The sequence below is a fragment of the Sagittula sp. SSi028 genome (assembly GCF_048553715.1).
In the GTDB taxonomy this organism is placed as follows: domain Bacteria; phylum Pseudomonadota; class Alphaproteobacteria; order Rhodobacterales; family Rhodobacteraceae; genus Sagittula.
Window position 1 is genome coordinate 235707 of record NZ_JBLZNC010000003.1, and the last position, 22681, is coordinate 258387.

Consider the following 22681-nt stretch of genomic DNA (forward strand, 5'->3'; position numbering starts at 1 on the left):
ATTTGTGGAGGGAACCAATGCCGCGCTATCGTTCGAGAACCAGCACCCATGGCCGCAACATGGCAGGCGCCCGTGGCCTGTGGCGTGCGACAGGGATGACGGACGGCGATTTCGGCAAGCCGATCATCGCCATCGTGAACTCCTTTACCCAGTTTGTGCCCGGTCACGTCCACCTGAAGGATCTGGGCCAGATGGTCGCCCGCGAGGTCGAGGCCGCAGGCGGGGTTGCCAAGGAATTCAACACCATCGCCGTGGATGACGGCATCGCCATGGGCCACGACGGCATGCTGTATTCGCTGCCCTCGCGCGAGGTGATTGCCGATTCCGTGGAATATATGGTCAACGCCCACTGCGCCGACGCGATTGTCTGCATCTCGAACTGTGACAAGATCACGCCCGGCATGATGATGGCCGCCATGCGCCTGAACGTGCCGGCGATCTTTGTCTCCGGCGGTCCGATGGAGGCCGGCAAGGTCGACATCGAAGGGCTGGACGTCAAAAAGGTCGATCTGGTCGATGCCATGGTGGCGGCGGCCTCAGAGACTTACACCGACGAACAGGTGCAGCATATCGAGGAAAACGCCTGCCCGACCTGCGGATCGTGTTCGGGCATGTTCACCGCCAACTCGATGAACTGTCTGGCCGAGGCGCTGGGCCTTGCGCTGCCGGGCAACGGCTCGACGCTGGCGACCCACGCAGACCGCAAACAGCTGTTCCTCGAAGCAGGGCGCAAGATCGTCGAGATCACCAAGCGTCACTACAACGACGAGGAAAAAGGTCTGCTTCCGCGCGAGATCGCGACCTTTGAGGCCTTCGAGAACGCCATGTCGCTGGACATTGCCATGGGCGGGTCGACCAACACGGTCCTGCACCTGCTGGCCATCGCAGCCGAGGGCGGCGTGAACTTTACCATGGATGACATCGACCGGCTGTCGCGCAAGGTGCCCTGCCTGTGCAAGGTCGCGCCGAACATCGAAAATGTCCATATGGAGGATGTGCACCGCGCCGGTGGCATCTTCTCGATCCTTGGTGAGCTCAGCCGCGCGGGCCTGCTGCACAACGACTGTGCCACGGTGCATGCGTCCAGCATGGGCGAGGCGATTGCTAAGTGGGACATCAAAGTGGCCAACAACCCCGAAGCGGAAAACCTGTTTAAGGCGGCCCCCGGTGGGGTGCGCACGACGCAGGCGTTCTCGACCGAGAACCGGTTTAAGGAGCTCGACACCGACCGTGAAAACGGTGTGATCCGGTCCAAGGAGCACGCCTTTAGCCAGGATGGCGGTCTGGCGGTTCTGTTCGGCAATATCGCGCAGGACGGCTGTATCGTGAAAACAGCAGGTGTGGATGCATCGATCCTGAAATTTACCGGCACCGCGCATGTCTGCGAATCCCAGGACACTGCCGTCAGCGACATTCTGACCGGCAAGGTCAAAGAGGGCGACGTGGTGGTGATCCGCTACGAAGGCCCCAAAGGCGGCCCCGGCATGCAGGAAATGCTGTACCCGACCTCTTACCTGAAATCCAAAGGTCTGGGCAAAGCCTGCGCGTTGCTGACCGATGGCCGCTTTTCGGGTGGCACCTCCGGTCTGTCCATCGGACACGTCTCGCCCGAAGCGGCCGAAGGCGGCACCATCGGGTTGGTGGAAAAGGGCGACAAGATCGAGATCGACATCCCCAATCGTTCGATCCATCTGGCGGTGGACGATGCCACGCTGGCCGCGCGCCGTGCGGCCCGTGACGAAAAGGGGTGGAAACCCGAAGAAAAACGCACACGCAAAGTGTCGACCGCGCTCAAGGCCTATGCCGCGCTTGCGACCTCCGCGGCCAAGGGCGCGGTGCGCGATGTGGATCAATTGAACAACTGATCTGCCAGAGTGCTGAACACCATAGGCCCGCGTGACATCCGTTGCGCGGGCTTTTTTGCGACCTGTCGCGCTCAGCCTGTCACAACGATCTGCGTGCCCCACCCCTCGCACCGGCTGGCCACGGCATCCGGCAAAGGCTTGTCTGTGAAAAACGTGTCGACCTCGGACAGGGAGGCGATTTTGGCCGGGGCAGAGCGGGTGAATTTGGAGTGGTCGGAGACCAGAAAGCTTTGTCTTGACTGGCGCAGAATGGCTTGGCTGACGCTGATTTCCTGAATGTCGAAGTCCAGCAGATCGCCGTCCTGATCCAGCGCGGAACAGCCGATCACAGCCACGTCGAATTTGAACTTGGCGATGGTTTCCGCCGCCAGCGTGCCGACCAATCCACCATCCGACCGCCGCAGCGCACCGCCCGTCACGATGATTTCGCAGTCGGGATTCGCCACCAGAATGTTGGCCACATTCATGTTGTTCGTCACCACCATGAGATTCGTGTGATGTAGCAATTCACGCGCCACCGCTTCGGTGCTGGTGCCGATGTTCAGGAACAAAGCGATGTCATTGGGGATTCGTTTTGCACATGCACGGGCGATTGCGGTCTTGCCATCGGGGTTGATGCTGCGCCGCTCCTCGTAGCCGATGTTCGTCGTCCCCGAGGGTAAAACCGCCCCGCCATGCACCCGTTCCAGCCGCCCGCTGTCGGCCAGATCCGCAAGATCGCGGCGGATGGTCTGCAAGGTGACGCCAAAGTGTTCGGCCAGATCCTCGACCGTGACTTTGCCATTTCTGCGCGCGATTTCAAGGATTTCGGGGTGGCGAAAGCTTTGGGACATAAGCGGTCTTTCCTTGTGGTCTGCGGGCAGTGTCCGACACCATAGGGGGCAGGGCGGTCCGCAATCAACGGGATAGGCGCGTCATTTTGCGTTTTCGCAATCCCGCTTTGTCAATTTTGTCGTTTGAGCGCGGTTTTGACGCTGCACCGCAGAAAACGAACATAAACGAAAATAGGCCATTGCCAAAACGCGCGGTCTTTGTCACAAATCCGTAGCCATTTACGTTCGGGGAGGAGCCGCATGGCCCAGACTGACAGCACCACGACCGATCTGTTCATCATCGGTGGCGGCATCAACGGATGCGGCATTGCCCGGGATGCGGCCGGGCGTGGTTTGTCCGTATCTCTGGCTGAGATGAAGGACCTCGCCTGGGCGACCTCTTCTTCATCGACAAAGCTGTTCCACGGTGGCTTGCGCTATCTCGAATACTTCGAATTCCGGCTGGTGCGCGAGGCGCTGATCGAGCGGGAAACCCTGCTGCGCGCCATGCCGCATATCTCTTGGCCGATGCGTTTTGTGCTGCCCTATCACCGCGACATGCGGTTTGAATCCAACACGCCCACGTCGAACCTGTTGTCTATGGTCATGCCGTGGATGAAGGGGCGGCGCCCTGCGTGGCTGATCCGTTTGGGCCTGTTCATGTATGACCACCTCGGGGGGCGCAAAATCCTGCCGGGCACTACGTCGGTCGACCTCAAGGCGGGGGCCGAGGGCGCGCCGCTGCAGGAACGCTTTGAAAAGGCGTATGAATACTCTGACTGCTGGGTCGAGGATTCGCGGCTGGTGGTGTTGAACGCCCGCGACGCAGAGGCGCGCGGCGCCAAGATCATGACCCGGACAGAGGTGCTGTCCGCCACCCGCGAAGGCGACCGCTGGCGGGTCGAGACCCGCGATACCGACAGTGGCGAGACCCGGACCCATCACGCGCGCATGCTGATCAACGCGGGCGGGCCGTGGGTCGGCGACATCATCCAGACAAAGGTGCGCATCAACTCGCGCGAGGGCGTCCGGCTGGTGCGCGGCTCGCATATCGTGACCAAAAAGCTTTACGATCACGACAAATGCTACTTCTTCCAAGGCACCGACGGGCGGATCATCTTTGCCATTCCGTATGAGACTGATTTCACCCTGATCGGCACCACGGATGCGGAACATGATGACCCGTCTGTGTCGCCCGAATGCACGCCCGAGGAACGCGACTATCTGCTGAACTTCGCCAACCAGTATTTCAAGCAACAGCTTGGCGCGGAGGATGTGGTCTGGACCTACTCCGGCGTGCGGCCGCTCTATGACGACGGGGCCAGCAGCGCCACCGCCGCCACCCGTGACTATACGCTAAAGGTCGACTCCACAGGGGCGCCCTTGTTGAATATCTTTGGCGGCAAGATCACCACCTACCGCCGTCTGGCGGAAAGCGCGCTGGAGAAGATCGGCGAGCATCTGACGGTGGCAGAGCCCTGGACCGCAGGTGTGCCCTTGCCCGGCGGGGATTTCCCTGTCGATGGCGTGGCCACGCTGGTTGCCGGCTTGCGTCGAGATTACCCGTTCCTGACCGAGGGCCACGCCCTGCGTCTGGTGCGCGCCTATGGCACCGAGAGCCGCCAGATCCTTGGCCAGGCGGGGGGGCTTGCAGAGCTGGGCCGGGATTTCGGAGCCACTCTGACAGAGGCCGAGGTCATCTGGCTGATGGATCGTGAATATGCCCGCACCGCCGAGGATGTGGTGTGGCGTCGTAACAAGTTGGGGCTGCGTCTGAGCCAAGATCAGATTGCAGAATTGGACGACTGGATGGCAGCGCGGCGTAAGGCCGCCACCGCCGCCGAATAACGATTTTCCGGGCGGAACGGAGCCGCCTGTAGACAAAAGGGGGGACAGGGGTGACTCTGGAACTGAAAGACGTGTCAAAGCGCGTCGAGGGGCAGATGCATATCTACCCCACCGACCTGACGCTGGAAAAAGGCACCATGAACGTGCTGCTGGGGCCGACGTCCTCTGGCAAGACGTCGCTGATGCGGCTGATGGCTGGGCTGGACCAGCCCGCTTCTGGCAGCATTCACTGGAATGGCGAGGATGTGACCGGCCAGCGGGTGCAGGACCGCAAGGTGGCGATGGTCTACCAGCAGTTCATCAACTACCCGTCGATGACAGTCTACGACAACATCGCCTCTCCGATGAAGCTCTTGGGCGTGTCGGCCAAGGAAATCGACAGCCGCGTGCGTGAAACCGCCGAGCTGATGCAGCTGACGCCCATGTTGCAACGCAAGCCTTTGGAGCTGTCGGGCGGGCAGCAACAGCGCTGCGCGCTGGCACGCGCGCTGGTCAAGAACGCGGGTCTTGTGCTGCTGGATGAGCCGCTGGCCAACCTCGACTACAAGCTGCGCGAGGAACTGCGCGTCGAGATCCCCAAGATATTCGAGGCCTCCGGCTCTATCTTTGTCTATGCGACCACCGAGCCCGAAGAGGCGTTGCTGCTGGGCGGCAATGTGGCGACCTTGCACGAGGGGCGGGTGACGCAATTCGGCCCCACGCCGGACGTCTACCGCAAGCCCGTCGATGCCACCACGGCGCGGGTGTTCTCTGATCCGCCGATGAACTTTTTGTCTGTGTCCAAGACCGGCAGCAAGCTGATGTTCGGCGCGGGTCAAAGCGCGCCGGCCACCGGCGCTTTGGCCGGTCTGGCCGACGGGCGCTACATGGCGGGCTTCCGCCCCAACCATCTGGAAATTGGCAAACATGCGGCGGATGCGGTCGCCTTTGACACAACGCTGACCGTGACCGAGCTGACCGGATCGGAGACCTTTGTCCACCTCGACCACCATGGCGAACGCTGGGTGGGGCTGGTGCACGGGGTGCATGATCTGGCCATCGGCGAGGCGCTGAAGGTCTATCTCGATCCGCGCCATGTCTACATTTTTGCCGAGGACGGGACGCTGGTTGCGCCCGCGTCCTACGCGCTGGCGGCGTGAGGAGGGACCAATGGCCAAAATCACATTAGACAACCTTGCGCACAGCTATCTCAAGAACCCGACCTCCGAGGATGATTTCGCGCTCAAGGAGCTGAACCACGACTGGGTCGATGGCGAAGCCTACGCGCTGCTGGGGTCGTCGGGCTGTGGCAAATCCACGCTGCTCAACATCATCTCCGGCCTGTTGCAGCCGTCGCAGGGGCGCATCCTGTTTGATGGTAAGGATGTCACCCACGCCCCAACCGCAGAACGCAACATCGCGCAGGTGTTCCAGTTTCCGGTGGTCTACGACACCATGACCGTGCGCGACAATCTGGCCTTTCCGCTGCGCAACCGTGGCCGCGATGAAACCTATGTCGCGGAGCGCGTTCAGGAAATCGCCCGCATGATCGGGATGGAGGACATGCTGCACCGCAAGGCCCAAGGCCTTGGCGCGGATCAAAAGCAAAAGATCTCGCTGGGCCGTGGCATGGTGCGCAAGGACGTGAACGCGCTGCTGTTCGACGAGCCGCTGACCGTGATCGACCCGCATATGAAGTGGGAGCTGCGCACCCAGCTGAAAAAGCTGCACCATGATTTCGGCCACACGATGATCTACGTGACCCACGACCAGACAGAGGCGCTGACCTTCGCCGACAAGGTGGTGGTGATGTACGACGGGCGCGTGGTGCAGATCGGCACGCCCGAAGAGCTGTTCGAGCGGCCCGAGCATACTTTTGTCGGCTATTTCATCGGCTCGCCGGGCATGAACGTGATCCCGGCCAAGGTGTCGGGCAACCGTGCCTATATCGACGGCACCGAACTTGCGCTGTCGCAGGGCTATGGCGCGCTGGATGGCAAGGTCGAGCTGGGCGTGCGCCCCGAATTCGCCCGTCTCAGCCAGTCCGAAGGTCTGCCGGTCAAGGTGCGCCGCGTCGAAGACGTGGGCCGCCACAAGATCATCCGCGCCGAATTCTTTGGCCATGACATCAACATCATCGCAGGCGAAGACGACCGGATCAGCGCGGATATGAACCGCGTTACCTTTGATCCCGCGCATGTGAACATCTACGCCAACGACTGGCGCGTCAAAGGGGAGGCGGCCTGATGCAACAGAAGACAGTCAATCAAAAGGCATGGTTCCTTGTCCTGCCGGTGCTGATCCTCGTGGCTTTCTCTGCCGTGATCCCGCTGATGACGGTGGTGAACTATTCGGTGCAGGACACTTTTGGCAACAACCAGTTCTTCTGGGCGGGCCTTGTATGGTTCGAAGAGCTTTTGCAGGACGACCGTATGTGGGGCGCGCTGCAACGGCAGTTGATGTTCTCGGCCATCATCCTTGCCATCGAGATTCCGCTGGGCATCTACGTGGCCTTGAACATGCCCAAATCGGGGTTCTGGTCGTCCTTCTGTCTGGTGCTGATGTCGTTGCCGCTGCTGATCCCGTGGAACGTGGTCGGCACCATCTGGCAGATCTTTGGCCGCGTCGACATCGGCCTGCTGGGCTATGTGCTGGATGCGCTCGGAGTGGACTACAACTACACGCAGGACACGTTCGACGCATGGGTGACGATCATCGTCATGGATGTCTGGCACTGGACCTCGCTGGTGGCGCTTTTGGCCTTTGCCGGTCTGAAATCAATCCCCGACGCCTATTATCAGGCGGCCAAGATCGATCAGGCCAGCCGCTGGAAGGTCTTCCGCTTTATCGAGCTGCCCAAGATGATGGGCGTTTTGATGATCGCCATCCTGCTGCGGTTCATGGACAGCTTCATGATCTACACAGAGCCCTTCGTTGTCACCGGCGGTGGCCCCGGCAATGCGACCACGCTGCTGTCCATCGACCTTGTAAAGATGGCCTTGGGACAGTTCGACCTTGGACCGGCGGCGGCGTTCTCGCTGATGTACTTCCTGGTGATCTTGTTGATTTCGTGGGTGTTCTACACCGTGATGACCAACCTCGACAAAAAGGGCATGTGACATGACCGATGCCACCATCCCCGAAAGCCTGACCGCAGGCGGGTCCAACACCCGCCGCCGGTTCAAGGTAAAGACATCGGCCATCGTGATGACGGTCTACCTGCTGTTCCTTCTGGTGCCGATCTACTGGCTGCTCAACATGAGCCTGAAGACCAACACGGAGATCCTCAACGAATTCACGCTGTTCCCGCGCAACCTGACGTTCCAGAACTACGTGACGATCCTGACCGATCCGTCGTGGTACATGGGCTACGTGAACTCGCTGATCTATGTGGTGATGAACACGGTGATCAGCCTCGCGGTGGCGCTGCCTGCGGCCTATGCGTTCTCGCGCTATTCGTTCATGGGGGACAAACACCTGTTCTTCTGGCTGCTGACCAACCGCATGGCGCCGCCTGCTGTTTTCGCGCTGCCGTTCTTTCAGCTGTATTCGTCCGTGGGTCTGTTCGACACGCATATCGCGGTGGCGCTGGCGCATTGCCTGTTCAACGTGCCGCTGGCGGTCTGGATTTTGGAAGGCTTCATGCGCGGTGTCCCGCGCGAGATCGACGAGACCGCCTATATCGACGGCTACTCCTTTGGCGGCTTTTTCGTGAAGATCTTTATGCCCCTGATCGCAAGCGGCATCGGCGTGGCGGCATTCTTCTGCTTCATGTTCTCATGGGTCGAACTGCTGCTGTCGCGGACACTGACCACGGTGGACGCCAAACCCATCGCCGCAATCATGACCCGCACCCAAGGGGCGAGCGGCATCGACTGGGGCGTGCTGGCGGCGGCGGGCATCCTGACCATCGTGCCGGGGGCCTTGGTGATCTACTTCGTGCGCAACTACATCGCCAAGGGCTTTGCCCTGGGCCGGGTATAAGGGAGGGCTGACCAATGGACTGGATGGCATGGACCTGGCCGACCGCGATCTTCTTTGGGGTGATCGCCTGTCTGCTGATCCTTTTCACGATCCTTGCGATCAAATTCCCCGAGACGCCGCGTACCGGCGTGCTGCGGATCGAAACAACACGGGGCGACCGGCTGTTTATCACGCTGCTGGGATCGGCCTTTATCAATCTCGCGTGGCTGGGGCTGGTTGGTCCCGACACGCAGCCGTGGGCGCTTGCCGTCTGCGCCGTTTACGCCGCTGCGGTCTTTCGCTGGGTGTGACGTACCAACGGGGCGTCCGTATTTCAGGGCGCCCCATCGATCGAAAGTTCTTATAAGGGAGGAAACCATATGAACTTTTCATTGAAATCGACCACCGCTCTGGCGGTGGCGCTCAGCCTGACGGGCGGGGCGGCATTTGCCGATATGGACGCGGCCAAAGCGTTTCTGGATGAGGAAATCGGCGATATGTCCGCGCTGTCGCGTGCGGACCAAGAGGCCGAGATGCAGTGGTTCATCGACGCCGCAGCCCCCATGCAGGGCATGGAGATCAAAGTCGTCTCCGAAACCATCACCACCCACGAATATGAATCGCAGGTGCTGGCACCGGCGTTCGAGGCCATCACCGGCATCAAGGTCACCCACGACCTGATCGGCGAAGGCGACGTTGTCGAAAAGCTGCAGACACAGATGCAGTCGGGCGAGAACATCTATGACGGATACGTCAATGATTCCGACCTGATCGGCACGCACTGGCGTTATCAGCAGGTGCGCAACCTGACCGACTGGATGGCGAACGAGGGCGCAGACGTCACGCTGCCCACGCTGGATCTCGAAGACTTCATCGGCACCGATTTCACCTCGGCCCCCGATGGCAAGCTCTACCAGCTGCCGACCCAGCAGTTCGCGAACCTGTATTGGTTCCGCTACGACTGGTTCAACGACGACAAGAACAAGGCCGACTTCCAAGAGAAATACGGCTACGAGCTGGGCGTTCCCGTGAACTGGTCGGCGTATGAGGACATCGCCGAATTCTTTACCGGGCGTGACCTGTCGCACATGGGCGTCGATGGCGAAGTCTTTGGCAACATGGACTATGGCAAGAAAGACCCGAGCCTTGGCTGGCGCTACACCGATGCGTGGCTCTCCATGGCTGGTGCCGGGTCCAAGGGTGAGCCCAACGGCCTGCCGGTGGACGAATGGGGCATCCGCGTGAACGAGCAGTCCCAGCCCGTGGGCTCCTGCGTTGCGCGTGGCGGTGCCACAAACGGCCCCGCAGCGGTTTACGCCGTGACCAAGGCCATCGAATGGCTGGAAAAATACACGCCCCCCGCAGCGGCTGGCATGACCTTCTCCGAGGCAGGCCCGATCCCCGCACAGGGCAACGTGGCCCAGCAGATGTTCTGGTACACCGCCTTCACCGCCGACACGGTCAAGCCCGACCTGCCGGTGATGAACGAGGACGGCACGCCCAAGTGGCGCATGGCCCCGTCCCCGCATGGCGTTTACTGGGAAGAAGGCACCAAGATCGGGTATCAGGACGTAGGCAGCTGGACGCTGATGAAATCCACCCCCGAGGATCGCGCCAAGGCCGCGTGGCTTTACGCGCAGTTCGTCACCTCCAAGACCGTGGACGTGAAGAAATCACACGTGGGCCTGACCTTCATCCGCGAAAGCTCGATCCAGCACGAGTCCTTCACCGAACGTGCGGACAAGCTGGGCGGTCTGGTGGAATTCTACCGCTCGCCCGCGCGCGTGCAGTGGTCGCCCACCGGCACCAACGTGCCTGACTACCCCAAGCTGGCGCAGCTGTGGTGGCAGAACATCGGTGACGCAATGTCCGGTGCGAAAACCCCGCAAGAGGCGCTCGACGCGCTGTGCGAGGATCAGGAAAAGGTCATGGAACGTCTCGAACGTGCCGGCATTCAGGGCGACATCGGCCCGAAGCTGAACGAAGAGCAGGACCCCGAGTACTGGCTGTCGCAGGAAGGCTCGCCCAAGGCGAAGCTGGAAAACGAGGACGAAGAGCCGATCACCATCGCATATGATGAGCTGATCAAGTCCTGGCAGTAAGCCGATTTGGGTCGGGGCCTGTTGCGGGCCCCGACCGCCTTGGCGCAGCTGTGGCCGCGCCCCCTTGCACATCCTTGTCCGCCGTCGTTTTCTGGCCTCCCGCACATGGGTCGAGGCCCGCCGCCGGACCCCGAGAACACCGAACCACACGAGGCTTCCATGACGCTGATCCTTGCCATTGACCAAGGCACCACCTCCACGCGCGCGATGCTGTTTGATGCGGCGCTGAAGGTCACCGCCTCCGCGCAGGAAGAATTTGCCCAGCATTATCCCGCCAGCGGCTGGGTTGAACACGACTGTTCGGACCTTTGGACCACCACAGCGGCCACCTGTCGCGGTGTGATGGAAAAGGCCGGCGTGCGCGCCGAAGACATTGCCGCCATCGGCATCACCAACCAGCGCGAGACAACCGTTGTCTGGGACCGCAAGACCGGCAAGCCGATCCACAACGCTATCGTCTGGCAGGACCGCCGCACTTCGGATGTGTGCAAGGCGCTGAAAGCGGAAGGCTTCGAAGATGTGGTGACCGACCGCACCGGCCTGCTGCTGGACCCGTATTTCTCCGGCACCAAGCTTGCCTGGTTGCTCGACAATGTCGACGGCGCGCGCGCCCGTGCCGAAGCAGGAGAGTTGTGTTTCGGCACCGTCGACAGCTGGCTGGTCTGGAACCTCACCGGTGGAGCGCAGCATCTGACCGATGCCACCAACGCCGCGCGCACCATGCTGTATGACATCCGCAAAGGCCGCTGGTCCAAGACCATCTGCGACAAGCTGAACATTCCCATGTCCATGCTGCCCGAAGTGCGCGATTGCGCCGCCGATTTTGGCGAAACCCGCGCCGATCTGTTTGGCAAACCGATCCCGATCCGCGGCATCGCAGGCGACCAGCAGGCCGCCACCATCGGGCAGGCGTGCTTTCAGCCGGGCATGTTGAAATCGACCTACGGGACAGGGTGTTTTGCACTGCTCAACACCGGCTCTGAACCCGTGCGGTCGCAAAACCGGCTGCTGACCACCATTGCCTATCAGCTGGACGGCAAGCCGACCTATGCTTTGGAAGGGTCGATCTTTATCGCGGGGGCCGTGGTGCAATGGCTGCGCGACGGGTTGCAGATCATTCGCAACGCCGCCGAAACCCAACCGCTGGCGGAACGCGCCGACGACGCCCAAGAGGTCGTGCTGGTGCCCGCCTTTACCGGTCTGGGCGCGCCTTACTGGAACGCCGAATGTCGGGGCGCGATTTTCGGGCTGACCCGTGGCTCCGGCCCGGCGGAATTCGCCCGTGCCGCGCTTGAAAGTGTCGGTTTCCAGACCCGTGATCTGTTGGACGCAATGCGCGCGGATTGGGCCGGGGCCAATGACGCCGCCCAAGAGGCCACTTTGCGCGTGGACGGCGGGATGAGCGCCTCTGACTACGCGATGCAATTCCTGTCCGACATCATCGACGCGCCGGTGGAACGGCCGCATGTGCTGGAAACCACAGCAACCGGCGTGGCATGGCTGGCGGGCAGCCAGTTGGGGCTGTTGCCGGATATGGACAGCTTTGCCGCCGGATGGAGCGCGGAAAAGGGCTTTGAACCGGCGATGGAGACCGCCACCCGTGACGCGCGCTATGCCGCGTGGCGCAAGGCGGTGGACGCAACCATCGGGTATGCATCGTGACCCTATTGGTGCCGCGCCGCACGCTGACAGGGCGGGGCAGCCGTGCGCGCGTGATCGATTGCATCACGGGGGGCGGTCCCGCCGTGGTGGTGCGCGGGGCCTCTGCCCGCTGGGCGGATGATCTTGTGGCGGATCTGCGTGCTTTGGGCCGCGATGTGCAGGTCATCACAGGGCAGGGGGAGCCGTCCTTGCCCGCGCTAGTCACCCATTTGCAGGACCTGCGCCCCTTGCGCCCCGAAACGGTGGTCGCCGTGGGCGGCGGGTCGGTCATCGATCTGGGCAAGGCGCTGGCGGCACTGTTGCCCGCCACGGGCGATCCGCTGGACCATCTCGAAGTCGTCGGTCAGGGGCTGCCGCTCACAACCGATCCTTTGTTTTATATCGCGGTGCCCACCACCTCCGGGACCGGTGCGGAGGCCACCAAAAACGCGGTGATCGACGTGCCGGAGCACCGCCGCAAAGTATCCTTGCGCGATGCGCGCATGTTGCCGGATGTGGCGGTTCTGGACGGCGCGCTGACCGATGGGACGCCTTGGCCGGTGACGCTGGCCTGCGGCATGGACGCGCTGACGCAATTGATCGAACCCTACCTCAGCAGCCGCGCGATGCCTGAAACCGATGCGATCTGTGCCGCAGCCATCGGTCCCACAATGCACGCGCTGATGACCCTTTCGCGCGGGGAGGACGCGCAGGCCCGCGACACTTTGTTGGCCGCAGCCCATCTGTCGGGCATCGCGCTGGCCAACGCAGGTCTGGGGGCGGTGCACGGGCTGGCGGGGGTGATCGGCGGGCAAACCGGCGCCCCGCATGGTGCGATTTGTGCGCGCCTGCTGCCTGCGGTCCTGCGCGCCAATCGCCACGCCTGTCAGCAGGCGGGGCTGTCCGTCGCGCGTTTTGACGATGTGGACCGCTGGGTCACGGCGGTCTGCACGGGCGACACCGCCGCTGATGCGCTGACAGGTTTTCTGTCGGGCGCGCCGCTGGCACAGATGGGCGCTATGGAGGACGCCACCGTGGCCGATATGGCCGCGTCGTCCTCGTCTATGAAAGGCAACCCCGTCAGCCTGCCACCCGCCATTCTACAAGAGATACTGGCAGAGGGTCGCGCGCTCTAAAGCGCGCGAATATCATCAATCAATTGCTTTGACACCTCGACAAAGCCCCGCGCCGTATTGCGGGCGCGGGCGGCGTAGCGCCGTTGCGACGGCAGCCGCGCCCCTTGCGCCCCGATCTCGGCAAACAGCCGCTCTGCCCGGGCATCGCCATCCGAGTGCTGCCCACCTGACAGCCGCTCCGGGTCAAAGGCGAGGATGATTTGCCCGTGAAACGGGGCCTCCGGGCGCCCTTGTGCATGGGCCATACTGTCGAGACTGGTGAGATCCCCGATCAAAGGGCCGGCCATCAGTTCGACCATGATCGACAGGGCCGAGCCTTTGTAGCCGCCAAAAGTGCACATGGCCCCGTCCATCGCGGCCTGCGGATCCGTGGTCGGCTGTCCCGCGCGATCCAGCGCGACGCCTTCGGGCAGGGGCTTGCCCGCACGGCGGTAAAGCTCGATTTCGCCCCGCGCAAAGGCCGATGTGGCAAAGTCGAAGACAAAAGGATCCTCCGAACGTGGCCAGCCAAAGGAAATCGGGTTCGTGCCCAAAGCGCCGCGCGTGCCGCCCGCAGGGGCGACCCATGCGTGGCTGGGCACCATCGACAGCGCCGCCAGACCTGCACGGTTGAGCTGTTCGATCTCGGGCCAGAGGGCGGAGAAATGGTAGCAGCGGTTCACCGCCAAGGCCGCGATCCCGAAGCTGCGCGCACGGTCGATCAACGGCGCCATCGCGGCCTGAACCGCACGCAGCGAAATGGCGCCCTTGGCATCGACGCGCACCACCGCGCTGTCGTCCAAGGTCAATTGCGGCTCAACCGTCGGATCCACCTGTCCGCTGCGGGTGGTTTCCACACACATAAACAGCCGGAACAGACCGTGGCTTCGGCAGTCATCCATCTGGCATGTGGTCAACATATCCGCGATGGCGCGCACATGGTTCGGCCCGTAGCCTGCTTTTTGCAGCGTTCGAGTCGCCAGATCGTGGACCTCGTCGCGGGTCAGCCGAAGTGTTGTCATGGTCGGTCCTTTGCGGTGGTTGCCCGCATAGGGGTAGCGCAGCGGGGCGCTATGCTCAAACCTGTGTCGCGGCTGGCAGATCACATTCGATGCAGCATGACCAATCATCAGGCGGCGTGGCAAAGCGGATCTGCCCGCCAAGGGTGCCGACGACTTTTCTGGCGATGGCCAGACCCATGCCGCTAAAGCCCGTTTCGTCCTTGGGTCGCAGGGTGTACAGTGGGGTAAAGACCTGTTCGTGAACTTCAGGGTCCACGCCAGGTCCATCGTCCAGAACGCAAAGGGCAATGCGATCCCCCTGCCTGTGGGATCTGACGGCAACCCGCCCGGCCGGATCGCCCCGATGGACCACGGCATTGGACAGCAGTGCCGTAAGCAATCGGTCCAGATCATTCACGGGCGCGCGCGTTGCACCGTTCAGGTGGTCCACATCCAAAGTGTAGTTTTGTCGCTGCGGCAACGTCTGCCAAATGCGTTCCACCGCCGGGCGCAGCGCAATGGTGGTCGGCGCATCGGCAAGTCGCCCAACGCGGGACAGATCTGTCAGACTGTCGAGCATTGCATCCATCCCGCGCGCGTATTTCTGCAGCATTTCAATATGTTCCCCGACCACCGGGGGAATGGCGGAACCGGAATCGGTCATATCCTCCTCGATCCAGTCGGGGATGACACGCATCGCGCGCGAGTAGGTCTTTAGATCATGGGTGATGATATAAAGCTGGGCTTCAAACTCTTGCTGCGCGTGGTCCATATCAGGTTTTGCTCGGCGTTTGGTCTAGGGGGCCTTCGTAGCACGTCCTCAAACGACAGCCCAAACGCCTTCAATCGCGGTTTTGCGGCAAATTCGATGAAATACCGAAGGAAGGAGTTTTTGGTTAATTCCGTGGTCTTGGGTAAGCAATCCGAGGTGGTGAAATGGCGGAGCGGTGAACGCAGTGGAACACAGAACCGAGGATTTGCATAACGCGCACCCGCTGCCTTTTGGCGGTAACGACACACGCTCCAAAGGCACGTTCGAGGTGCTGGTGCTGGACGACAGCAATTTTGATCGCAGCCGGATCGAACGGGCCTGTGGCAAGACCGGTTTGCCCATCAACACCTATATGACGTCCGATATCGAACAGTTTGAACAGGCCTTGGACGAACGGTCCTACGACGTCATTTTGATCGATTATATGCTGCCCAAGGGCAACGGGCTGGCGGCGCAACGTCTGGTGAACAACCATCCGATGAACTTTGCCGCCGCCGTGGTTATGATCTCGTCCGAAATGCGCACCGATGTGGCCGTGGCATCGATGAAAAAGGGATCGCTGGACTGCCTGAACAAGGATGCGCTGGACCCGGACAAACTGCGGGAAATCATGATCGCCTCGGCCAAGGTGTTTTCCGAAGCCTCCCGCCACTGGATCGGAGAGCTTTTGGCCCAGCAAAGGGTGCAAATCGCCAAAGACGTGGCCAAAGTCGTGCGCGACGAGATGGAGTTCGGCAAATTTATCGACACCATCGACAAACGCATCATCGACATGCTGGCCAGCAAGGGGCTCACAGACCCCGATGCATGGAATGTCTCTTATCTTTTCGACTCTGATGAGCCGCTGAAATTCCGCTAGACCACAGTGTAGAAGTTTTCGGTGGCAGCCGCCCGACGGTCCGGCATAATCCCGACATACCACGGGGGCCGACACAAAACGGGGGAGTGTGATGCTGAAACGCAATTTGGGCAGCGATGGGCCAGAGATATCGGCTTTGGGCGTAGGAGGGATGTCTTTTTCAGACTTCTACGGCCCTGTGACCGAAGACCAGTCCCATGCCATTCTCGATGCGGCCGTGGATGCGGGGGTGACCCATGTGGATACGTCCAACATCTACGGCATGGGGCGGTCCGAACAGGCCATCGGAACTTGGCTTGCCAAACGCGGCGGCCCCAGCCCTTTCCTGATCGCCACCAAGGCTGGCATCACAACGGACGCCACGGGCCAGCGGTGTTTCGACAATTCGCCCGAACATCTCGAATCCGAGCTTGATGCCAGCCTGTCCCGGCTCGGCGTCGATCGTGTGGATCTGTTCTATGTCCACCGCCGCGACCAGCGCATCCCGATCGAGGAGGTGGTCGAAAGTCTCGTTGCCCTGCAGCAAAAGGGAAAGATCGCGGCCTTTGGTTTTTCCGAAATCTCGCCCGCCTCGCTGCGCCGCGCCGCCCGCGTGGCCCCCGTTGCGGCGGTGCAGTCGGAATATTCTCTGCAAACGCGTCTGCCGGAATTGGGTCTGATCCAGACCTGCGAGGCGTTGGGCACCACATTGGTCGCATTCTCATCGGTCGGGCGCGGCTTGCTGACGGATCGCCCGCCCCAGCCCGGAAAATTCGATGACAACCCGTTCATGTCCAGCAACCCGCGATTTGCGCCGGGCAATCTGGAACGCAACCTACAGGCCAGTGCGGGCTTTCGCGACCTCGCCGCAGAGGTCGGGGTGCCTGCAGCGGCCTTGGCCATCGCTTGGGTTCTGGGCCAAAGCCGCAGCATCGTCACGATACCGGGCACCCGTTCTTGCGCCCATTTTGCCGAATTGGTGCAGGGGGCCGAAAGCCTGATGGACCCCGAACTGATCCTTGAGATCGAGCGGCGGCTGCCCGTGGGCTGGTGTCACGGGGATCGCTATTCGGTTGCGCAATCCAATGGCCCCGAGGGGTATTGCTAAGCTTAAGCCAAAGACAGGATCGCCAGTCCGGCGGTCTCCGACAAAAGCTGTGTCGCGCCGCAGATGTCGCCGGTTTGACCACCGATGCGACGGCGCGCACGCCGGGCCACAAACAGGGAAACCGTTCCCATCGCCAATGCGGCCGCCAGTCCCAGCCAGCCAAAGCAGCTCATCAAAGCCACGGACAAAACCGCGCCCAACAGATAGGGGCGGCGCGACCCTCCGGCGGATTGCCCCAATCCGTCCTCCCGCGCGGCGGGCAATTCGACCAGAACGACCAGCATGGCCAGACGGCTGGCCACCGCCACGCTGATCAACGCCAGTCCCCCATGGGCCGTGTCCGCCAGCGCCAGCACCCAGATCAGGGCACAAAGGCCAAGCGCCACGGCACCGTAACTGCCCAACCGGCTGTCGCGCATGATCTGCAGGACATGCGCGCGGTCGCGACCGCCGCCCAGACCGTCCGCCGTATCCGCCAGCCCGTCGAAATGCAGCGCCCCTGTGATCATCACCTGCGCGGCAAGCGCCAGTGCCGCGGCCAGCAGTGGCGCAAACCCCAACGCGCCAAGCACGACCCAGCCCCCCGCCACCATGGCGCCGACGATCAGCCCGACCAGCGGAAAGGCCCATCGCACCTGCGCCAGATCCGGCACCGGATCTGACAGGCGGCCCACAGGCAGGCGGGTGAGAAACATCACCGCCAGCCGCGCCTCGTCAAACCAGCGGCGCCTAGCCACCGGACACTTGCGCCTCTGCAAAGGTTGCCATGCCATTGTGGCACTCCAGCGCCGCGCGCAGCACCGACAGGGCCAAGGCTGCGCCCGATCCTTCGCCAAGCGCCATGTCCAGCGTCAGAACAGGGGTCTTGCCCATGGCGTCCAGCAGGCGCGCATGGCCGGGTTCGGCGCTTTGGTGCCCCACGATACAATGATCAAGGAACGCCGGATCGGCGGCAAACAGCGGGGCCACCGCCGCCGTGCAGATGTAGCCGTCAAGGATCACGGGAATGCGGCGGGCGCGCGCCTCGATCACGGCGCCGCAGATCGCCGCCTGTTCGCGTCCGCCATAGGCGCAGAGCAGCGCAAGCCCCGTCGCATCGGCGTGCATCTGGCGGCCCTGTTCGATCACGCGGGCCTTCAGCGCCTTGCCTTCGGCGTCGGACCCTGTGCCGCGCCCGACCCAATCCGCAGCGTCACCGCCAAAGGCCGCACAGGCCAGCGCCGCCGCGACGGTGGAATTGCCGATGCCCATCTCGCCAAGGATCAGGGTGCCCGCGCTGGGCGGGATGGCCGCCGCACCGCGCGCCATCGCCTCCAGCACCTCGGCCTCGGTCATGGCGCGCCCTTCGGAGAAATCCGCAGTGGGGCGGTCAAGATCCAACGCCACCACCTCCAGATCGGCCCCGCTGGCACGACACAGCTGGTTGATCGCCGCGCCGCCATGTTCGAAATTCGCCACCATTTGGGCGGTGACCTCTTGCGGAAAAGGGTTCACCCCCTTGGCGCAGATCCCGTGGTTGCCCGCAAACACAATGGCCTGCGCCTGCCCGACAGAGGGACGCTCGCTGCGCTGCCACCCCGCCATAAAACAGGCGAGATCTTCGAGCCGGCCCAAGGCTTTGGGCGGTTTGGTCAGGCTGTCCTGACGGGCGCGCGCGGCGGCAATGGCATCGGCGTCGGCGTCTGGCAGGGTTGCGGCAAGGGCCTCGACCTCGGCCAATGTGGTCAGATCAGATAGGAGTGTCATTGGGTTTCACCTTGATTGGGCAGCCTGCGACGGTCAGGATCACGGTCTCCGAGATCTCGGCCACGCGGCGGTTCAGCCAGCCTGCGGCATCACGAAAATCGCGCGCCAGTTTGTTGTCGGGCACAATGCCTGCGCCCACCTCGTTTGTCACCAGCACCACAGGTGCGCTTTGTTGCGTCAGCACATCACACAGCTGTTCCGTTGCGGCACGCCAATCGCGCTCGGACAGCATCAGATTGGTCAGCCACAGCGTCAGGCAATCAACCAGCCTTGGATCGCCGCCATCGCTGTCGCGCAGCGCGCTGCACAGATCCATGGGCGCGTGCAGGTTGGTCCATTCCGCGCCGCGCCGGTCCTGGTGGGTTTTGATGCGGGCGCGCATCTCATCGTCCCAGGCTTCGGCCGTGGCGATATAGATGGCGCGTCCCGTCGGGCGCAGCGCCAGCCGTTCGGCCAGTTCGGACTTTCCCGAACGTGCCCCGCCCGTGATGAGTATCGACTTTTCCATGATCTCGTGAAAAAGCAGGTTCGCCCCGTTTTGAAAAGCCTCAAAACGGCGCAATAGACGTAAGGACAGCACAGGCGATGGCACAGGCACGGGCGGAACTGATCCTGATACGGCATGCGCCGGTGGCGGTGCCGGGACGTTTGGCGGGCCGCACGGATTTCCCCGCGCGCATCGAGGCGGACGCCGTGGCGGCGTTGCGCGCCATGCTGCCCGATCCGCAATGCGTGATCACCAGCCCTGCGCGCCGCTGCGTGTCTACCGCGCAGGCGCTGTTTCCTGACCATCAGGCGGCGGAAGACGCGCGCCTGTGGGAGCAGAATTTCGGCCGCTACGATGGCGCGGCGCTCAGCGATCTTCCCGACATCGGAGAGCTGGACGGACCCGCGCTGGCGGCCCATCGCTGGCCGGGTGGCGAAAGCTTTGACGACCTGTGTGACCGGATCGCGCCCGCACTGTCCGAGATCGCCAAGCAGGCCGTGGGGCCGGTGGCGGTGGTGGCCCATGCCGGTGTGATCCGCGCTGCGCTGGGGCAGGTTCTGGGCGCGCGTGGCGGGGCATTGGCGTTCGAGATCGCGCCGCTGTCGGCCACCCGTTTGGGCGTCTGGCAGGGCGCTGCCGTGTCGGTGCGTCAGGTCAACGGGGGCGGGCTGTGACACGGGTTGCGGGGCATTTCGGCGAATGGCTGCAGGGGTTGATGGACGGGCAGGTGGTCTTGGTGACCGTGGCCTGCGACGCGCTGGCGGTCAGCAGCCATCGCGATGGCACGGCGTTGTTCCCGGACCCTGTCTTGCGCGCGTTTGCTGACGGTCTGGGGCTGACAGGGCCGCTGCCCAAGGTGCGTGCCGACATGCCCGCAGGCGGCGGGGCAGGGGCATCCACAGCGGCTTTGGTCGCGGTGGCGCGGGCCATGGGGTTTCAGGGCAGCGCCGAGCAGTTGGCGCAGGCCTGCCTTGCGGTCGAAGGGGCCTGTGATCCCGTGATGTTCGACGCGCCGGACCGCAGGCTGTGGGCCTCGCGCGCAGCGCGCAGCGTGGCGGATTTCCCGCGGCCGCCGCCCTGCACCGTGGTGGGCGGCTTCTGGGGCGCGCCCGAGCGTACGGACCCGAACGATAGCAATTTCGCCGACGTGGGCGATCTGGTCACCGCATGGCGCAGCGCGGTCGCGGCGCAAGACCTGAGTGCCGCCGCCGCTGTGGCCACGCAATCGGCGCAGCGGTGTGCTGCGCGGCGCGGCGGTGCCGGTCCGATGCCGGATCTGCGCCGCAGCCTGGGCGCTTTGGGAGAGCTGCGCGCCCATACCGGATCAGCACGCGGGCTGATCTTTGCCCGTGGGGCGGTGCCGGACCAGGCGCTGCCTGCCTTGCGCGCCGCCGGTTTGACGGATGTGCTGCGCTTTGACACGGGAGGTGCGCCATGATGGCCTTGGCGATGCTGGTGGCCTTGGCCATAGACGCGCAGGTCGGCTGGCCGGACCGGCTGTTTCGCGCCGTGGGCCATCCCGTGGTCTGGATGGGGCGTCTGATCTCGGCGCTGGAGCGGCGGTTCAATACAGGCTCACGGGGCGCGCGCATCGCGGCGGGCGCTTTGACGGTTGTGATGGTCTGCGGCCTGTCTGGCGGGCTGGCGGCGCTGGTGGCTTGGGCCTTGCCTGCGGGATGGGTTGGGGCGGTGGTGCTTGGCGTGCTTGCATGGCCCTTTGTGGCGGCGCGGTCGTTGCATGACCATGTCGACGCTGTGGCGCAGCCCTTGGCCCAAGGGGATCTGGCGGCGGCGCGACAGGCGGTGGCCATGATCGTCGGGCGGGATGTGACGCGGCTTGATACCGCAGGGGTGGCCCGTGCGGGCATCGAAAGCCTGTCCGAGAACGCCTCTGACGGGGTGATCGCCCCGCTATTCTGGGGGCTGATCGCGGGGCTGCCGGGGATCGTCATCTACAAGGCGATCAACACGATGGATTCGATGATCGGCCATCGTTCGGACCGGTATGAGGCCTTTGGCAAAGCGGCTGCGCGCATTGATGACGTGGCGAACCTGTTGCCCGCGCGGCTGACCGGCGGTCTGATCGCGCTGTGGGGCGGGCGTCCCGCGTGGCGCGTGATGTGGCGTGATGCAGGCCAGCACCGCTCGCCCAATGCTGGCTGGCCCGAAGGGGCGATGGCCGGTGCAATCGGCGTGCGGCTGTCTGGGCCACGGGTGTACGAAACCCACGTGGCGCAAGAGCCGTGGTTGAACGCCGAAGGCGGTGATGCGGACGGTGCCGCCATGGTCGCGGCACTGGCGATGTTCCGGCGCGCGGTCTGGGGCGCGGCGGGCGTGCTCGGGGTGGTTATGGTGCTGGCACTGGCAGGGGGAGGCGCATGATGCGCGATCACGGCGGAAATCTGGACGCGGCGCAGGCCACATACGGCGGCGCGGCGCAGGACTGGGTCGATCTGTCCACCGGCATCAATCGTGTCAGCTACCCGCTGCCGCCAATCGCGCAGGATGCGTGGCAGGCGCTGCCCACGGCGCGCGACATGGCCGGTCTGGAACAGGCGGCGCGCCACGCCTATGGCACTGCGGCGCAGATCGTGGCCACCGCAGGGGCGCAGGCCGCCATTCAGGCGGTGCCCTTTTTGCGGCCCACGGGGCAGGCGCGCGTGCTGACGCCCACCTACAACGAACACGCCGCCTGCCTGCGCGCGAGCGGCTGGACCGTGACGGAGACGCCGGACCTGTGCAGTTTAGCCGGGGCGGATCTGGCTGTGGTTGTCACCCCGAACAATCCCGACGGCCGCATTGTCACGCCCGAGCAGCTTTTGCAGCTGGCGTCTGGCGTCGGGCTGTTGGTGGTAGACGAAAGCTTTGGCGATGCGCGTCCCGATCTGTCACTGGCGCGCCACGACCTGCCCGACAATGTGCTGGTGCTGCGATCCTTTGGAAAGTTCTACGGGCTCGCAGGCGTGCGGCTGGGCTTTGCCATCGGCCAAGGGGCTGTGGCCACACGGCTGCGCGAAATCGCAGGTCCCTGGCCGGTCTCCGGTCCCGCGATCACGCTGGCGCGCGCGGCGCTGACGGATGCCGCTTGGCAGGCGGAGACGGTGGAACGGCTGCATGCGGATTGCGCCCGTATGGATGCGCTGGCACAGCAGGCGGGCTGGACCCTTGCGGGCGGGACCGAGCTGTTTCGCACCTACACCACGCCGGACGCCGCTGCGGCACAGGATCATCTGGCGCGCCAGCATATCTGGTCGCGCATCTTTCCCTACAGCACACACTGGATCAGGCTGGGCCTGCCCGCACCGCAGGAATGGCCGCAGGTCGCGGCGGCGTTTGACGCGCTCCGCCGATAGGGCGGGCCAATGAAAAAGGCGGGACCACTGGCCCCGCCCGTATGTTTCATG

The 22681-nt window shown here is 63.5% G+C and carries 22 protein-coding genes; 16 read left to right on the top strand and 6 right to left on the bottom strand.

What is annotated here, in order from left to right:
• Positions 1–17 precede the first annotated feature (17 nt).
• The gene (gene ilvD, locus ACN5AZ_RS07305; RefSeq protein WP_419428204.1) at positions 18–1865 is read left to right on the top strand and encodes a dihydroxy-acid dehydratase; all 1848 of its coding nucleotides are present in this window, start codon (positions 18–20) and stop codon (positions 1863–1865) included.
• Positions 1866–1936: 71 nt separating this feature from the next.
• Here the strand turns inward: ilvD and ACN5AZ_RS07310 are convergent, their stop codons facing one another.
• On the bottom strand, positions 1937–2698 hold the full coding sequence (locus ACN5AZ_RS07310) for a DeoR/GlpR family DNA-binding transcription regulator (RefSeq protein WP_419428205.1): 762 nt from the start codon (positions 2696–2698) through the stop codon (positions 1937–1939).
• Positions 2699–2938: 240 nt separating this feature from the next.
• On the opposite strand from ACN5AZ_RS07310, the gene glpD reads away from it, so the two are divergent.
• From glpD to ACN5AZ_RS07355, 9 genes are all read left to right on the top strand, one after another.
• Positions 2939–4525 (top strand): glycerol-3-phosphate dehydrogenase, encoded by a 1587-nt coding sequence (gene glpD / locus ACN5AZ_RS07315; protein ID WP_419428206.1) that lies wholly within the window; start codon positions 2939–2941, stop codon positions 4523–4525.
• Positions 4526–4575: 50 nt separating this feature from the next.
• Entirely contained in the window at positions 4576–5664 is a 1089-nt protein-coding gene (locus ACN5AZ_RS07320) for an ABC transporter ATP-binding protein (RefSeq protein WP_419428207.1), read from the top strand.
• A gap of 10 nt (positions 5665–5674) precedes the next feature.
• Positions 5675–6751: an ABC transporter ATP-binding protein gene (locus ACN5AZ_RS07325; protein ID WP_419428208.1), complete on the top strand. Its 1077-nt coding sequence runs from the start codon at positions 5675–5677 to the stop codon at positions 6749–6751.
• Positions 6751–7623, top strand: a complete 873-nt coding sequence (locus ACN5AZ_RS07330; RefSeq protein WP_419428209.1) for a carbohydrate ABC transporter permease — start codon at positions 6751–6753, stop codon at positions 7621–7623. The genes ACN5AZ_RS07325 and ACN5AZ_RS07330 overlap by 1 nt, the downstream gene beginning before the upstream one ends.
• Before the next feature lies 1 nt (position 7624).
• The gene (locus ACN5AZ_RS07335) at positions 7625–8488 is read left to right on the top strand and encodes a carbohydrate ABC transporter permease (RefSeq protein ID WP_419428210.1); all 864 of its coding nucleotides are present in this window, start codon (positions 7625–7627) and stop codon (positions 8486–8488) included.
• A gap of 14 nt (positions 8489–8502) precedes the next feature.
• Complete coding sequence (locus ACN5AZ_RS07340) at positions 8503–8778, top strand: DUF2160 domain-containing protein (RefSeq protein ID WP_419428211.1); 276 nt, start codon at positions 8503–8505, stop codon at positions 8776–8778.
• 69 nt (positions 8779–8847) lie between these two features.
• Entirely contained in the window at positions 8848–10569 is a 1722-nt protein-coding gene (locus tag ACN5AZ_RS07345; RefSeq protein ID WP_419428212.1) for an extracellular solute-binding protein, read from the top strand.
• A 159-nt stretch (positions 10570–10728) separates the two neighbouring features.
• The gene (gene glpK, locus ACN5AZ_RS07350; protein WP_419428213.1) at positions 10729–12231 is read left to right on the top strand and encodes a glycerol kinase GlpK; all 1503 of its coding nucleotides are present in this window, start codon (positions 10729–10731) and stop codon (positions 12229–12231) included.
• Complete coding sequence (locus tag ACN5AZ_RS07355) at positions 12228–13346, top strand: iron-containing alcohol dehydrogenase (protein ID WP_419428214.1); 1119 nt, start codon at positions 12228–12230, stop codon at positions 13344–13346. The genes glpK and ACN5AZ_RS07355 overlap by 4 nt, the downstream gene beginning before the upstream one ends.
• Here the strand turns inward: ACN5AZ_RS07355 and ACN5AZ_RS07360 are convergent.
• The gene (locus tag ACN5AZ_RS07360) at positions 13343–14347 is read right to left on the bottom strand and encodes an Ldh family oxidoreductase (protein ID WP_419428215.1); all 1005 of its coding nucleotides are present in this window, start codon (positions 14345–14347) and stop codon (positions 13343–13345) included. The genes ACN5AZ_RS07355 and ACN5AZ_RS07360 overlap by 4 nt on opposite strands.
• Positions 14348–14402: 55 nt before the next feature.
• Positions 14403–15098 carry a sensor histidine kinase gene (locus ACN5AZ_RS07365; protein ID WP_419428216.1) on the bottom strand — a complete coding sequence of 232 codons (696 nt, stop codon included), beginning with the start codon at positions 15096–15098 and terminating at the stop codon, positions 14403–14405.
• A gap of 184 nt (positions 15099–15282) precedes the next feature.
• On the opposite strand from ACN5AZ_RS07365, the gene ACN5AZ_RS07370 reads away from it, so the two are divergent.
• Together ACN5AZ_RS07370 and ACN5AZ_RS07375 are read left to right on the top strand one after the other, a co-directional pair.
• On the top strand, positions 15283–15957 hold the full coding sequence (locus ACN5AZ_RS07370; protein ID WP_419428217.1) for a response regulator: 675 nt from the start codon (positions 15283–15285) through the stop codon (positions 15955–15957).
• A gap of 91 nt (positions 15958–16048) precedes the next feature.
• Positions 16049–17044 carry an aldo/keto reductase gene (locus tag ACN5AZ_RS07375; protein ID WP_419428218.1) on the top strand — a complete coding sequence of 332 codons (996 nt, stop codon included), beginning with the start codon at positions 16049–16051 and terminating at the stop codon, positions 17042–17044.
• Positions 17045–17046: 2 nt separating this feature from the next.
• Here the strand turns inward: ACN5AZ_RS07375 and cobS are convergent, their stop codons facing one another.
• Genes cobS through cobU form a run of 3 tightly spaced genes read right to left on the bottom strand, consistent with a single transcriptional unit; the run spans position 17047 to position 19298 of the window.
• Entirely contained in the window at positions 17047–17781 is a 735-nt protein-coding gene (gene cobS / locus ACN5AZ_RS07380) for an adenosylcobinamide-GDP ribazoletransferase (protein WP_419428219.1), read from the bottom strand.
• Positions 17774–18790 carry a nicotinate-nucleotide--dimethylbenzimidazole phosphoribosyltransferase gene (cobT, locus tag ACN5AZ_RS07385; RefSeq protein WP_419428220.1) on the bottom strand — a complete coding sequence of 339 codons (1017 nt, stop codon included), beginning with the start codon at positions 18788–18790 and terminating at the stop codon, positions 17774–17776. The genes cobS and cobT overlap by 8 nt, the downstream gene beginning before the upstream one ends.
• A complete protein-coding gene (gene cobU / locus ACN5AZ_RS07390; RefSeq protein WP_419428221.1) occupies positions 18774–19298 on the bottom strand; it encodes a bifunctional adenosylcobinamide kinase/adenosylcobinamide-phosphate guanylyltransferase in 525 nt (174 codons plus the stop codon). The genes cobT and cobU overlap by 17 nt, the downstream gene beginning before the upstream one ends.
• Before the next feature lie 77 nt (positions 19299–19375).
• Here cobU and ACN5AZ_RS07395 point away from each other — a divergent pair, with 77 nt between their 5' ends.
• The 4 genes from ACN5AZ_RS07395 to cobD are packed head-to-tail and all read left to right on the top strand — an operon-like array spanning position 19376 to position 22630.
• Positions 19376–19951, top strand: coding sequence for a histidine phosphatase family protein (locus tag ACN5AZ_RS07395; protein WP_419428222.1), 576 nt, complete (start codon positions 19376–19378; stop codon positions 19949–19951).
• Positions 19948–20715: a propanediol utilization protein gene (locus tag ACN5AZ_RS07400; protein ID WP_419428223.1), complete on the top strand. Its 768-nt coding sequence runs from the start codon at positions 19948–19950 to the stop codon at positions 20713–20715. The genes ACN5AZ_RS07395 and ACN5AZ_RS07400 overlap by 4 nt, the downstream gene beginning before the upstream one ends.
• On the top strand, positions 20712–21659 hold the full coding sequence (gene cbiB / locus ACN5AZ_RS07405; RefSeq protein ID WP_419428224.1) for an adenosylcobinamide-phosphate synthase CbiB: 948 nt from the start codon (positions 20712–20714) through the stop codon (positions 21657–21659). Before ACN5AZ_RS07400 ends, cbiB begins: the two co-directional genes overlap by 4 nt.
• The gene (cobD, locus tag ACN5AZ_RS07410; protein ID WP_419428460.1) at positions 21659–22630 is read left to right on the top strand and encodes a threonine-phosphate decarboxylase CobD; all 972 of its coding nucleotides are present in this window, start codon (positions 21659–21661) and stop codon (positions 22628–22630) included. Before cbiB ends, cobD begins: the two co-directional genes overlap by 1 nt.
• Positions 22631–22681 lie beyond the last annotated feature (51 nt).